The organism is Flavobacteriales bacterium (assembly GCA_025210295.1).
Taxonomy (GTDB): Bacteria; Bacteroidota; Bacteroidia; order Flavobacteriales_D; family Parvicellaceae; genus S010-51.
Genome location: JAOASC010000016.1, coordinates 77,572 through 90,846, shown reverse-complemented (window position 1 = coordinate 90,846; position 13,275 = coordinate 77,572). Strand labels below are relative to the sequence as shown.

Genomic DNA, 13,275 nt, shown 5'->3' with positions numbered 1-13,275 from the left:
ATTATTACTTTTACTTAAAAGATTAAACAATGTATATACAAAGAAGGTTTTCATTTAAAAGCGTTATTATTTGGACTAAACGCGAGATTCTATTTTTTATCGCATACACTGCAGTAATTACCGCTTTGTATGAGGTTTTTGATGTCAAATGGTTGCAAGTACCTTTGTCTCCTGTAGCTTTAATTGGTACTGCTGTAGCTTTTATTGTAGGGTTTCAAAACAATGCTGCTTATGATAGAATATGGGAAGCGCGAAAAATTTGGGGAGGAATCGTAAATACATCTAGAACATTAATTATCACTGTAAAAGATAGCTTCTATATGCATAGGACTGAAGCTTTAAAAGATGAATCAGCTGAGCTAAAAATAATCACCAATCGTCATATCGCTTGGTTGACAGCATTGAGATATGCAATGCGAACTAAAAAAGAATGGGAAGCTACCTATCAAGCAATAGGAAAGAAGTCTAATTTCGAATATAACGTCCCAGAGTATACAACGCCAATAGAAGAGGAGCTTAAACCATACTTATCAGAAAGTGAATTTGAATATGTAATGACTAAGGATAATAAACCGAATGCAATTATTAGTCTCCAATCTCAACATTTAAGAAAATTGACAAACGAAAAAAAACTTTGGGATTTTAGTTTGTTAAAACTTCAAGAGTTACTCCAAGAGTTAACAGCTTTGCAAGGTAAGTCTGAACGAATTAAAAACTTTCCATACCCTAAACAATATGGAAGTATAGGCTACCATTTTGTGCATATCTTTATGTGGTTACTACCTATGGCAATTATTCCTGCTTTTGCAACAATGGGTGCAGACATATTAGAGGGAAGTTCTTTTATAGGGAAATACTTTGTATGGTTAAATATTCCATTTACTGTAATAGTTATTTGGGTGTTTAATACCATGTTAAGAATTGGCTTAGCAGGAGAGAATCCTTTTGAAGGATCGCCTAATGATGTTCCAATTTCTAATATTTCGAGAGGAATCACAAGAGATATTCTTCAAATTATAGATGAAGAAACTCAAAATATACCTGAGCCATTCGAAAATAAAAACAGTATTCAAATGTAAATAAAAAAGCTTCCAAAATATTGGAAGCTTTTTTTATTGATGCATTAAATCTTCAATGGCATAACTTAACCGGTTCTGAACATTTAATTGAGAACCAAATATTGAACGGTAAAGCATCCCTTTTGAAGTAATTAAAATCCATTGTGGAGTACCTTCTGAGTTAAACTGATCAAACACTTGATGGTCCTCATCTATATAAATAGGGAAAGGAAGTTCGTCTATCGTGAAAATACTTTTGATATCTTGTTCAGTTACTTTATTCGTGTTAAAGTTGCTATGAATTCCGATAACTTGCAGTCGATCATATTGTTGCTGATATTCATATGCAAGCGGAATAGCTCTCCCAGTACAACCTAAACATTGATTATTATAGATGATTAATAGAAGAGGAGTGTTGGTGTGCTTTTCTAACAGATTTACTGTCTTTCCGTTAAAATTTTTAACAAGAATACTATCTAATCGTTTAAACTGCTTCATATTCATGATGCAAAATTAGTAATTTGTGCTATGAAATAAGTGATATGTGTTACATAAACAATGAATTAAAAATTAACTTTGAACTTAATTTCTATACAAGAATGATGAAAAATGATGATATAATATACTTCAATTCTGTAACAGCAGTTTTTAATGTACTAGGTTTAGGAAAACCCCAGCATCCTTTAATTGGAGTCGTTGATGCAAAAGTCTTTAATTATAGAAAGGAGTATCTTAATGTTAAAACAGTATCTAATTTATATTATATAATTCTAAAAGATGGAGATTGTGGAATGCAATATGGTCGAAACCAATACGACTTTGAAGAGGGAGTATTGCGATTTTTAGCTCCAAATCAAGTGTTGACTGTCACTGAATCTGTAGATAGTAGTTATGGCTTTGTATTATTTTTTCATCCTGATTTGATTCGTAATTTTCCTTTAGGAAAGGAAATAGATCGCTACTCTTTTTTCGATTATGCTGTACATGAAGCATTACATTTATCACATAAAGAAGAAAAAATATTAATAGACTGTGTAAAAAATATAGAATTCGAATTGGGTGAAAATATTGATAAACATAGTCAAGAATTATTAGTTTCTAATCTGCAATTGTTGTTGAATTATTCTAAACGTTTTTACGAACGTCAATTCATCACACGTGCCAACAGTAATTCAGATGTAGTAAGTAAAGTTGAACAGGCTCTGAAAAAGTATTACCAAGAAGAAAAACAATTAGAAACTGGACTCCCATCAACTAAATATTTTGCCGAAGAGGTTAATTTATCTGCTAATTATTTAAGTGATTTATTAAAAAAAGAAACAGGAAAAAACACCAAAGAGCACGTAGACGATTATATTGTTAATTTGGCTAAAACCCAATTGTTGAATTCGAATGATAATGTAAGTGAAATAGCTTTTAATTTAGGTTTTAACTACCCACATTACTTTAGCCGTTTATTTAAGAAGAAAACAGGAGAGACACCTAATGCATTTAGGGCTAAACATTACAATTAGCAGTTTTAAATATGATATTTATTATGTTATTAAAGGGAGTTTAATATTACCTTTAGTGTATGAAAAAGACATAAATACCCCGAAATATCATGAAACCAAATGATGCATTTGACTACCTAACCCCCAACAAATGGATTACCCTGTCTCCTCTATACAAAATAAGATTATTAGAGGAGGTAAGGCGTAATTTACAGACTTACAAAAAAGAATTAGCCCATGAAGAAAATCGATTGAAAAATGGATTAATGGGAGAGCAACTCTATTTTAGTCCTGAATCTTATTTAGCAACAATGGCCCCCGTAGATTATTTAATCAACGCATTGATTAATCTTTATAAAACTTTATTAAAAGATTTTATGCCCCAACCGTTTTTGGTCTCAAAATTAGATGACTTTAATTGTAGGGTAAGAATTAGACCATTAAATTTTAAAGACAGGATATTAACTGCTACACAAGCTTTTTATCTCCATGTAAAAGGCCAACCCCAACAGATTAATCCCCTCGATAAATCTCCTGGAGTTATAGCAATAATTAGTTCTGGAAGTACGAGTGCGAACTTAGAAATCTTAAAAGCAATATTTCTTGAAAACAAAGCAGTTATTCATAAACCACATCGACTCAATGAGGGGATAGAAAGAATTTGGAAAAAAGTGTTTAAACCAATAAATCAGGCAAAAGTATTGTCTTATTGTGATGTAGATGAAGAAGAACAATTAATTCAATTAAATGATTTGCATCAAATATACTTTCATGGAAGTGAAAATACAGCTACGACAATAAAAAAGCATTCTAATATTACTGTGGTAGCACAAACAGGAGGAAATAATCCTGTAATTATTGTTCCAGGGATTAAACCTTGGTCACTGGAAGAAATACAGCATCAGACCAATGAAATAGCTACAGTAGCAAAACTTAATGGAGGAGCAACATGTGGTAGGCCACAAACAATTATAACTTGTAAAAAATGGAAACAAAGACATTTGTTTTTAATGGAGTTAAAAAAAGCAATTACGAATACTACTCCTGCTGCAGGAACTTATTACCCTTCTTCATTAGATTCTCGACAAGAGTTTTTAGCACATATCAATCAAACAGAGGTTCTTCATCCTGAATTTGGTAAATATAAATACAGTGATTTTATCTTTACCCAAACCAATAGTGATGAAGTAGACTATAGTCATCAGCATGAAGCCTTTTTCCAATTTTTAAATGAAACAACATTAAATACAGCTCCCAACCCCGAAGAGTTTCTTGAAGAAGCAGTGATGTATTGTAACGAAAACTTACACGGAGACTTAGGATGTATGTTTATTATTGATGATGCAACTAAACTAAGGTTTGAACATGTGCTAAATCGAAGCATTGAAAAGATAAAATATAGAAATATCGCAGTAAATTCTATCTTACCTTTATTGTTGTTGAACCCTTATTTTTCTACTTCAAACCATAGGACAGAAGCGGCTTTAGATCAAAATTTTTCAAATATTTACGGTATAAGTCAAGTAGAAAAATCAATTTTAGTTGACCAGTTTATGTCTATTCATCATTTATTGAGAACCAATAAAAACGCATTTTTTAAACTAGCACTTAATGTTTCTAATTATGTGTTCAAACCTAGTTGGAGAGGTTTATCTAAAATTATTAGTACTAGTTTATATAACAGGTGGTTAAAACCAGATTTTTAAATGTTTTTCCGTAAATAATGTTAGACAATCTGTAATTAGTGTTTTATATTTAATGTTTACTTGACCTAAATTTGTAGAAAATAAAAACATTATGGTAAACATAGATAAAACAAAACCAGTATTAGTAACAGGAGCCAACGGTTATGTTGCAAGTTGGGTTGTTAAACAATTATTAGAAGAAGGAATCACTGTTCATGCTGCTGTGAGAAGTCCTGAGAATGATAAAAAAGTTGGGCACTTAAAACAAATCGCACAAAATGCACCTGGAGCGTTAAAGTTATTTAAAGCTGATTTATTAACGCCTGGAGCTTATCAAGAGGCTATGGAGGGCTGTGAATTAGTATATCATACAGCTTCGCCTTTTATCACAAGCGTAAAAGACCCACAAAAAGAATTAATAGAACCAGCAGAAAATGGAACGGCTAATGTTTTAAATTCAGCGAATGAAGTTGATTCTGTGAAACGTGTTGTAGTTACAAGTAGTTGTGTAGCAATATATACTGATGCTATTGATGCAGTAAATGCACCAGGAGGTGTCCTTACAGAGAAAGTATGGAATACTACAGCATCATTAACTTATCAACCTTATGCTTATTCCAAAACATTGGCAGAAAAGAAAGCTTGGGAAATCGCAAAAGCTCAAAGTAAATGGGATTTAATAACCATCAACATGAGTTTAGTTATGGGGCCATCTCTAAATCCTAATCAAACAACTTCTGAGTCGATGAATATTTTGAAAATGATGGGAGATGGGCAAATGAAAATGGGAGCACCAAAAATGGGGTTAGGTCTAGTTGATGTGAGAGATGTCGCTGAGGCACATTTTAAAGCTGGTTATACTCCAGCAGCACATGGTCGTTATATCACTTCTGCTCACAATACCGATTTTGTTGAAATGGGGTTGACTTTGGCAGCTAAATATGGTGACAAATATCCAATACCTAAAAAAGCTTTACCCAAATGGATGTTAATGATTTTTGGACCAATGGTTAATAAATTGTTTACCCGTAAATTCATTAGAAACAATGTCAATATTCCATGGAAAGCTGACAACTCTAAAATTAAGAAAGAATTAGGGATAGAATTCTTACCTATGAAAAAAACGATGGAAGATTCTTTTCAAATGCTAATCGATGAAGGAATCATCAAATAAAAAATGAGAACAATGAAAAAAGTAGCATTAATCACTGGAGCAAGTAGTGGAATAGGTAAAGAATTAGCTAAAATTCATGCTGAAAAAGGAGGAGATTTAATTATTATAGCTCGAAGAGAAGAAAAATTGAATGCCTTAAAAGCTGAGTTGGAAGATAAACACGGTATAACAGTAATGACTTTAGTAAAAGATTTAAGTCAGCCAGGAATTGCAAAAGAAATTTATGATGATGTTAAAGCAGCTGGCGTAACGGTTGATTATTTAATCAATAATGCAGGTTTCGGTTTAAGAGGGAAATACCATGAGTTATCTTGGGAGAGACAACATCAAATGATGCAACTAAATATGATTGCATTGTCAGAAATGATTTATCAGTTTTTACCTGATTTTGTAGCAAAAAATAGTGGAAAAATCTTAAATACTTCTTCAACTGCATCATTAATGCCAGGACCATTACAGGCAGTATATTTTGCAACCAAAGCTTATGTGACCTTTTTAAGTAATGGTTTAGCTGAAGAATTACATGATACCAATGTTACAGTGTCCAATTTAATGCCAGGAGCAACAGAAACGGAATTTGCAAAAACATCTGGGATGGATAAAACGGAGTTGTTTAATAAAACATTTTCAGCAAAAAGTGTTGCTTTAGATGGCTATTATGGTATGTTGTCGGGTAAACTAGATATTATTTCAGGGGTTACATTTGGTCAAAAAATGATGATGAACATGATTCCATTGACGCCAAAGAAAATGCTGTTAAAACAAATGAGAAAAATGCAAGAAGTAAAATAAAATATGCATCAAAAAGATGAAAAAGCACTTAAAATAAGTGCTTTTTTTTATTCATGGATAAATGTTTAGTTTTGGAGTCTTAATTTTTTAATTAAAAATATGATAGAAAGAAGAAGTTTAGGTTTTTTTAGAACACTAAAAATGTCATGGTTTCACATGATATGGTTAATGGCTTTTTCAGGGATAGTAGCTGCTTTATATGATTATAAAGTTTTAGATTTTGTAATCCCTTGGTTGCCAACTTCAGTAATTGGTACAGCTGTAGCTTTTTTTGTTGGTTTTAAGAATAATCAAGCTTATGATAGAATGTGGGAAGCTCGTAAAATTTGGGGCGCCATTGTCAATAGTAGTCGTGCTTGGGGAATGCAAGTCGATGGATATATTACCAACAACTTTAACGAAGATCATTTATCAGAAAAAGAAATCGCATCAATTAAAAAGAAGTTGATTTATAGACATATAGCTTGGTTATATGCATTGAGAAATCAACTCTTACAAACAACACCTTGGGAACATATTAATCAACGCGGAGGGGTTAGAAAAGTAGCACAGCTTTATCGAGAAAAATATGGGATTGGATTAGTTGTTGATGAAGTAACAGAAGCAAGCCTAGACAAATATTTATCTGAAGAAGAATACGAACGTTTATTAAAGCATAAAAATACAGCAACTCAAATTATTAATGAACAGTCTCGTCACTTAAGAGACTTGAGACAAGCGGCTGTAATAGATGATTTTCGTCACATGGATATGTCTAAAACGCTTTATGATTTTTATATACATCAAGGAAAAGCAGAACGTATTAAAAAGTTTCCTTTACCTAGACAGTATGCTAACTTAAGTAGAGTATTTGTTGGAATTTTTATCTTTTTTCTACCATTTAGTATGATGCCAGAACTATTAAAAGTTGGAGAGTTAGCATTGTGGCTATCCGTTCCAATTACAGCATTAATTGGTTGGGTCTATATTATGATGGAATTGGTTGGAGACTATTCTGAAAACCCTTTTCAAGGAATGGCCAATGATATTCCTATGTTGGCACTTAGTAGAACAATTGAAATTGATTTAAGAGAAATGTTAGGAGAAACAGAATTACCTCCAGCAATTCAATCTAAAAGAGGAATCTTGATGTAGGGGTAGCATTTAAAAACTACTTTTATCTAGTCTTTTTTTGCTCTAGCTTTTGTACAAGGATAAAGCTTTGTAGTACTAAAGTTTAAGCAACTTGTCAAGTTTTACTTGCGTCATGCTTTTAGTATGAAAAAATCGATAGATAAATTATGTTGTCTGTTTATCTCTCAGTTGTTTTTTACTACCCCAATTTCAAGTCAACTGGTCACTTCAACTTATGATTTTGAAAGTTTGACGCTAGGACCTATTCATGGTCAAGATAATTGGGTTGTAGAAAGTAGTCATTCAACTGTGAATAATGGAAATGTATGTCCGCCAGTTCAAGGAACTGAATTGGGACCAATTGTAAATTCAACAACGAATTCAGGTAGTTATGTAGGATCAAAAGCGTTGTCATGTGTTAACTGGAGCTTTGGAAGTCAACATGGCTATGCTAGTAGAGTCAATGATTTGTCATGGGCGCTACCAACATTTTTAGGTGCAGAATATTTAGTCGTTGAGTTTGACTTCTCAGGAAACCTATGGGGAAAATCTTTCTTTTTGGGGTATGATCAAAACAATGATGGTAATTTTTCAAATGGCTGTTCCTCAGTTGACGCAAATGAACAAAGTTTTGGGTTAAGCACCTCTGAACAGAACTTGAGGCTTCATAATGCTTCAGGTGCTATAGTCGCTGTAACAACTAGGCCACCAGAGTGGTGCAGATATAGTGTATTTGTTGATGTTAAAGCAAATGGAGGACAAGGTGAGATTTCAGTTTGCTATCGTGATTTGGGAAACAATGGAAATTGGATTCCCATACAAGATTTTCAAGGAATAAACGCTGGGTTTACCCCCGGTGGAAATAATCAATCGAACCCCAATAATATTAACGGAATGGCTTATGACCAAGAGGCGGGACCTACTGGAACTATTGATAATATTTCTGTTTCGTCAATAAATTATGATATGTATGATACTATTATTTGCCAAGGGCAAAATATAACGATTGGACAAGTCATTGATGGGGCGAGCTATTTATGGAATAATGGGAGTGTTACGCCAACAATAGATGTAAGCCAAGCTGGTATTTATAGTGTTACTGTTACATTAGAGGGGTGTGCTCAATTTGTTCGTCAGATTAATGTTACAGAAGCAGGATTTTCTCCCAATGCAGGAGATAATAATATCGTAGCTTCTTGTAATAGTGAAAACGAAGTTGATTTGAATAATTTGTTGAGTGTAAACACAAATGGGGAGTGGTCTGAAATAGCACCTGTATCTGGACAATTTGACTTGAATACTGGAGTATTAGCTGTTGGTAATTGTGCTCCAGGGATGTATCAATTTTTATTTGTTGTTAACGGTCAAGAATGCCCTGCCGATACCGCTTTGATTGAAGTGATCGTCAATAACCAGCCTAATGCAGGAAAAGACTCTTTATTAAGAAGCTGTAATGGTGCTACAGATCAAGTTATTTTAAATGATTTACTAGAAGTTGGAGCAACTCCTAATGGTCTATGGACTGAAACTTCAATGATGCTCTCAGGGCAATTAAATAATGGTGTTTTTTCAGCTAATAACCTCAATTCAGAAGTTTATACTTTTAATTATATTGTTGAAGCACCAGAACCATGCGTTTTCGATACTGCAAAAGTTTCAATAGCAGTAGTAGAATATCCTACAGTAAATTTCCAGCCATCAACTACTGTTGGGTGTCCTCCTTTAGCAGTTAATTTTTTGAATTTAAGTACTAACCTTTATAATAGTTCCTGCTTTTGGAATTTAGGTAATGTAGAAGTTCTAGACTGTGGAAATGTTAACACAGTATATGAGACAGGGGGGAATTATGATGTTTCCCTGATGATTATCAATGATGATTTATGTGTTTCGAGTATAGAACTTGCGGATTTAATAGAGGTACATGAGTGGCCAGTAGCCAGTTTTACTTCAACTCCTCAACATATTTTTATTGATGAACCACATGTTGATTTTAATAATGTTTCGACCAATACTTTTTCAAGTTATTGGAATTTTGGAGATGGAGAGAATAGTGTAGAGGAAAATCCATCTCATAGTTTTCCATTTAGCGAACCTGGAAGTTACCAAGTAACACTTATTGTTGAGAATGAAATTGGCTGTGCTGATTCAACTAAAAATGAGATAGAGGTTCTTGATCGATTATTGTTTTATGTTCCCAATGCTTTTACTCCAGATGCTAATGGTCACAATGATATCTATGTCCCAGTTATGAAAGCAGGGTTTGATCCTAATGATTATTCGTTTCAAATCTTTAACCGCTGGGGAGATTTGTTATTTATGACGGATACACCCAATGTGGGTTGGGATGGTAAATATAAAGGTAGACTTGTTCAAGATGGTGTATACTCATGGAAAATTACTATCAAAAATTTATATGATAATGGTAAAGAGGATTATTTTGGACATTTTTCCTTGTTTAGGTAGTTTATCAATGAATTAATATTTCCAATTATTGGCTAGTTTAACCAGCGACAACATAATTGGGACTTCTATGAGTATTCCTACTACTGTGGCTAAAGAAGCCCCAGAATTTAGGCCAAATAAGGAAATTGCAATTGCAACAGCAAGTTCAAAGAAATTACTTGCACCAATCATTGCTGAAGGAGCGCAGATGCTATGCTTTAAATTAAAATATTTTCCTAATCCCCAAGTTAAGAAGAAAATAAAATATGTTTGAACAGTTAAGGGAATGGCGATCAATAAAATGGTTAGAGGCTGCGCTAATATTGTATGACCTTGAAACGCAAAAATAAATATAAGGGTCGACAATAAAGCTATTACTGAAAGTGGTTTTAGCCGTTTTAGAAATATCGACTTAAACCATGTAATTCCTTTTGTTTTAATTAAAAAACGATTGGAAATGTATCCAGTGACTAATGGAAATACAACAAATATTAATATAGAAGATAGGAGTGTTTTATAGGGCAAACCTATAGAATCATTAATCGTGATTTCAAAAACATCGAACAAGAATGCTATTATAGGAATAAAGGCAACGAGTAAAATAAGGTCATTTACTGAAACTTGAACTAGGGTATAGTTGGCATCTCCATCAGTGAGGTATGACCATACAAAAACCATAGCTGTACATGGTGCAGCTCCCAATAATATAGCGCCTGCTAAATACTGCTCTGCTTCTTCAGGTGTAATCCAGGTTTGATAAAGAAAATAAAAGAAAGAGTAAGCAAAGAAAGCCATTGTAAAAGGCTTTACTAACCAATTTATTGTTAGCGTAATCCACAATCCTTTAAGGTTTTTAGAAATGTTTTTAATCGATGAAAAATCTATTTGAACCATCATTGGATAAATCATCAACCAAACCAGTATTGCTACAGGAATATTTATTGAACCAATATTCCAATTGCTTAAATTCACAAATGCAGGTTCAAAGAAATTCCCCAATAAAATGCCCAACAGAATACATAAACTAACCCATAGTGTTAAGTATTTTTCAAACCTCGCGATTTTTTTAGGCATTTTATTCATTGTTTTTTGATCTTAGAGAAGACATAAAATAGCTCTGTAGCAATTTCTATCGAACGTTGATCATACATTTTAGATTCTAATGATGTATTGTCAAATGCTTTAGGATCTTCGTATCTAATAGGGATTCTTGCTTCCGCACCAGGGATAAATGGGCAGTTCTCATCAGCATGAGAACATGTCATTATCGCAGCAAAATTTGAAACCGGATTACTGTCATCGTCAAACAACTTCGAGAATAGCTTCAATGGAGTAGAAGAGGAGCCCCATTTAACGCTATAAATAGGGTTATTCGCTGTACGATCTTTTATAACATCAAAACCCATTCGAATAATAGATGCTACAGCTCTATTATTAAAAGCTGTTACTTCAACTCCACCAGAATAACTATTTACTGGAACACCAAAATAATTTGCAGCAACTTGCGCCCACAGTTGAGAGAATTGACTTCTTCTAGAGTTGTGAGTGCAAATGAAATTTAAATTAACGCTCTCATTTATAGTTGTTTTAGAGTCAATGTAGTCAATTAAAACTTGAAGTTCTTTCTTTCTTGTATTAGCAATATTTTTTAAATCTAATTTCGAAATAATTGCTTGAAGTTGATCTGTCATAATTTATTTTTTAGCAACATCCAGAATCTGGCGTACATGAGTTATTAGTAATTGAAGCTAATGGTTTTTTTATTTTTTCTACAGGAATTCCGCAATTATCTTTTGCTAGACAATCCGTTGCTTTTGAAGTTAAAATAAAACGGTTACCATCAAAAGAAATCCCATATTTTTCGATAGTAATACCTTGGTATTCTACCTCAATTTCTTCATCTGTTAAGCCCAATTGAGTTTCAGATAACTCTATAATATTGACAAGCTTTTGAGGGTGAAGGCGATGATCATAATCATTAGCTTCCCATAGTTGGAAGTTGACAACACTTTCATTTCTTAGTGTCCCTCCACAATCAATAAAACGTTTGTTAATTTGGCCTACTTCTGTTACGTGAAAATGCCTAGGAACAAGTTCTCCATTAGGTAATTCAATTTCAATCTTGTCCTGTAATTTTAATAGCGATTTAAATTCTGATAATTTCATAGTGAATTATTTTTATTATATTATTGCAATATTGCGATGATTTGTTTTAAATTTTTTTAGCAACAATTATTATCGTCACAACAGATCAGTTGATCAAATAGGTTATTAAAGGTTTCTTTTATCGTTTTCCATTTTTCAGAATTAATACAGTAACTCATAGAAACACCTTCAACAGTTCCTTGTATGATACCAAGGTTCTTCAATTCTTTTAAATGTTGACTAATTGTGGCTTGTGCTAAGCCTAGTTCATTGACTAAGTCGGAGTTGATACAAGCATTTGCCTTTAATAAGTGTTGAAGTATAGCTACTCTGGCTGGGTGGCCAAAAGCTTTAGCAAGTACAGCAATGTTGTTTTGCTCGTCAGTAAAAAGATTTGTTTTTGTTAATCCCATAATAATTATATTGCAATATTACGATTAATTAAAAAAAGAACAAAGAAATAGTCCTATTTTTTATGAACCAATCTTTTCACCCATTTTAACAAAAGTTTCTATTTGGTTGGCGGTATTAGTCAATATATCTTGATCTATCGTAAGTTTTCCTGCTTCGGCAAGAACGACAACTGTAGACCCTCCAAAAGCAAAATACCCCATTTCAGCTCCTTTTTTTAAGGAGGCATTGGGACGATAAGTTTCGATAATACTTCCCACCATGGTAGCACCAATAGGTACTAATAACAAGTCTCCTTTCTCTTTTGTTGTTAATGTGCAGAACTCACGTTTATTCTCACAAAAAACTGTTGTAAAATTATTGGCTAAGGCGTAGGGAGATACTGAAAAATAGCTTCCTTTAATTTTAGTAACCTCAGAAGGTGTCCCATCAAAAGGAAAATGAAAGCGATGATAATCATTGGGAGCTAGGCGAAGTATAATTAGTGTTCCTCCCTCATATTTTTTTGCCAATTTATGATCTTGCAAAAATTCAGATAATGTAAATTTTCGACCTTTCACAAAAAAAGAGTGAATGGAGTCAATATTTTCAAAAGCAAGTAGTCTACCATCTCCAGGAGAAACAAAACCATCACCAATAGGACGGGATTCTGGTTTTAGTTTTCGATAAAAAAAATCATTGAAAGAGCTAAATTGATCTATTTTGAGTAAAGATTCAGTCATGTCAATATTTAGATCTTCAACAAAAGGTTTTATTTTTTTTATTGAAGTTTTAGCATCCATTCTTCGACCATAGATTTCGGATAAAAGCTTTCTTTTAATAAGTGGAAGAGCTAAAGTCTTACCAAAAGGATTATCATATAAAAACTTTAACAATCCTTCAGCTGGTGGATGTTCTGTTTTTGTATCTCCAGATGCTCTATCAATGTATTTGATCTTCATACGAGTGCAAAGTTATTTTTT

13 protein-coding genes are annotated in these 13,275 nt (G+C 33.0%); 7 read left to right on the top strand and 6 right to left on the bottom strand.

Going from position 1 to position 13,275, the window contains the following annotated elements; translation table 11 throughout:
* The first annotated feature begins 29 nt into the window (after positions 1 to 29).
* Positions 30 to 1,079 (top strand): hypothetical protein, encoded by a 1,050-nt coding sequence (locus tag N4A35_03020; GenBank protein ID MCT4580364.1) that lies wholly within the window; start codon positions 30 to 32, stop codon positions 1,077 to 1,079.
* A 33-nt stretch (positions 1,080 to 1,112) separates the two neighbouring features.
* On the opposite strand, the gene N4A35_03015 is transcribed toward N4A35_03020, so the two are convergent.
* Positions 1,113 to 1,556: a redoxin domain-containing protein gene (locus N4A35_03015; protein ID MCT4580363.1), complete on the bottom strand. Its 444-nt coding sequence runs from the start codon at positions 1,554 to 1,556 to the stop codon at positions 1,113 to 1,115.
* Positions 1,557 to 1,600: 44 nt separating this feature from the next.
* Here N4A35_03015 and N4A35_03010 point away from each other — a divergent pair, with 44 nt between their 5' ends.
* From N4A35_03010 to N4A35_02985, 6 genes are all read left to right on the top strand, one after another.
* Entirely contained in the window at positions 1,601 to 2,572 is a 972-nt protein-coding gene (locus tag N4A35_03010) for a helix-turn-helix transcriptional regulator (GenBank protein MCT4580362.1), read from the top strand.
* Between the two features lie 89 nt (positions 2,573 to 2,661).
* Positions 2,662 to 4,257 (top strand): hypothetical protein, encoded by a 1,596-nt coding sequence (locus N4A35_03005; GenBank protein MCT4580361.1) that lies wholly within the window; start codon positions 2,662 to 2,664, stop codon positions 4,255 to 4,257.
* Between the two features lie 91 nt (positions 4,258 to 4,348).
* The gene (locus tag N4A35_03000) at positions 4,349 to 5,410 is read left to right on the top strand and encodes an NAD-dependent epimerase/dehydratase family protein (GenBank protein MCT4580360.1); all 1,062 of its coding nucleotides are present in this window, start codon (positions 4,349 to 4,351) and stop codon (positions 5,408 to 5,410) included.
* Positions 5,411 to 5,422: 12 nt separating this feature from the next.
* Entirely contained in the window at positions 5,423 to 6,202 is a 780-nt protein-coding gene (locus tag N4A35_02995) for an SDR family oxidoreductase (protein MCT4580359.1), read from the top strand.
* Between the two features lie 99 nt (positions 6,203 to 6,301).
* Positions 6,302 to 7,336 (top strand): hypothetical protein, encoded by a 1,035-nt coding sequence (locus tag N4A35_02990; GenBank protein MCT4580358.1) that lies wholly within the window; start codon positions 6,302 to 6,304, stop codon positions 7,334 to 7,336.
* A 123-nt stretch (positions 7,337 to 7,459) separates the two neighbouring features.
* Positions 7,460 to 9,778: a PKD domain-containing protein gene (locus tag N4A35_02985; protein MCT4580357.1), complete on the top strand. Its 2,319-nt coding sequence runs from the start codon at positions 7,460 to 7,462 to the stop codon at positions 9,776 to 9,778.
* A 12-nt stretch (positions 9,779 to 9,790) separates the two neighbouring features.
* Here N4A35_02985 and arsB read toward each other — a convergent pair whose 3' ends face one another.
* Genes arsB through N4A35_02960 form a run of 5 tightly spaced genes read right to left on the bottom strand, consistent with a single transcriptional unit; the run spans position 9,791 to position 13,254 of the window.
* Positions 9,791 to 10,840: an ACR3 family arsenite efflux transporter gene (arsB, locus tag N4A35_02980; GenBank protein MCT4580356.1), complete on the bottom strand. Its 1,050-nt coding sequence runs from the start codon at positions 10,838 to 10,840 to the stop codon at positions 9,791 to 9,793.
* A complete protein-coding gene (locus N4A35_02975; protein MCT4580355.1) occupies positions 10,837 to 11,448 on the bottom strand; it encodes a protein-tyrosine-phosphatase in 612 nt (203 codons plus the stop codon). Before N4A35_02975 ends, arsB begins: the two co-directional genes overlap by 4 nt.
* A gap of 10 nt (positions 11,449 to 11,458) precedes the next feature.
* On the bottom strand, positions 11,459 to 11,923 hold the full coding sequence (locus tag N4A35_02970; GenBank protein MCT4580354.1) for a DUF6428 family protein: 465 nt from the start codon (positions 11,921 to 11,923) through the stop codon (positions 11,459 to 11,461).
* Positions 11,924 to 11,979: 56 nt separating this feature from the next.
* Positions 11,980 to 12,315, bottom strand: coding sequence for a metalloregulator ArsR/SmtB family transcription factor (locus N4A35_02965; GenBank protein MCT4580353.1), 336 nt, complete (start codon positions 12,313 to 12,315; stop codon positions 11,980 to 11,982).
* A gap of 60 nt (positions 12,316 to 12,375) precedes the next feature.
* Positions 12,376 to 13,254, bottom strand: a complete 879-nt coding sequence (locus tag N4A35_02960) for a phosphatidylserine decarboxylase (protein ID MCT4580352.1) — start codon at positions 13,252 to 13,254, stop codon at positions 12,376 to 12,378.
* Between the last annotated feature and the right edge of the window lie 21 nt (positions 13,255 to 13,275).

What these genes read in the sequence shown, in the direction of transcription:
- N4A35_03020 (MCT4580364.1), top strand. Translation starts at nt 30, where the DNA reads ATGTATATACAAAGAAGGTTTTCATTTAAAAGCGTTATTATTTGGACT.
- N4A35_03015 (MCT4580363.1), bottom strand. Translation starts at nt 1,556, where the DNA reads ATGAAGCAGTTTAAACGATTAGATAGTATTCTTGTTAAAAATTTTAAC.
- N4A35_03010 (MCT4580362.1), top strand. Translation starts at nt 1,601, where the DNA reads ATGTGTTACATAAACAATGAATTAAAAATTAACTTTGAACTTAATTTC.
- N4A35_03005 (MCT4580361.1), top strand. Translation starts at nt 2,662, where the DNA reads ATGAAACCAAATGATGCATTTGACTACCTAACCCCCAACAAATGGATT.
- N4A35_03000 (MCT4580360.1), top strand. Translation starts at nt 4,349, where the DNA reads ATGGTAAACATAGATAAAACAAAACCAGTATTAGTAACAGGAGCCAAC.
- N4A35_02995 (MCT4580359.1), top strand. Translation starts at nt 5,423, where the DNA reads ATGAAAAAAGTAGCATTAATCACTGGAGCAAGTAGTGGAATAGGTAAA.
- N4A35_02990 (MCT4580358.1), top strand. Translation starts at nt 6,302, where the DNA reads ATGATAGAAAGAAGAAGTTTAGGTTTTTTTAGAACACTAAAAATGTCA.
- N4A35_02985 (MCT4580357.1), top strand. Translation starts at nt 7,460, where the DNA reads ATGAAAAAATCGATAGATAAATTATGTTGTCTGTTTATCTCTCAGTTG.
- arsB (MCT4580356.1), bottom strand. Translation starts at nt 10,840, where the DNA reads ATGAATAAAATGCCTAAAAAAATCGCGAGGTTTGAAAAATACTTAACA.
- N4A35_02975 (MCT4580355.1), bottom strand. Translation starts at nt 11,448, where the DNA reads ATGACAGATCAACTTCAAGCAATTATTTCGAAATTAGATTTAAAAAAT.
- N4A35_02970 (MCT4580354.1), bottom strand. Translation starts at nt 11,923, where the DNA reads ATGAAATTATCAGAATTTAAATCGCTATTAAAATTACAGGACAAGATT.
- N4A35_02965 (MCT4580353.1), bottom strand. Translation starts at nt 12,315, where the DNA reads ATGGGATTAACAAAAACAAATCTTTTTACTGACGAGCAAAACAACATT.
- N4A35_02960 (MCT4580352.1), bottom strand. Translation starts at nt 13,254, where the DNA reads ATGAAGATCAAATACATTGATAGAGCATCTGGAGATACAAAAACAGAA.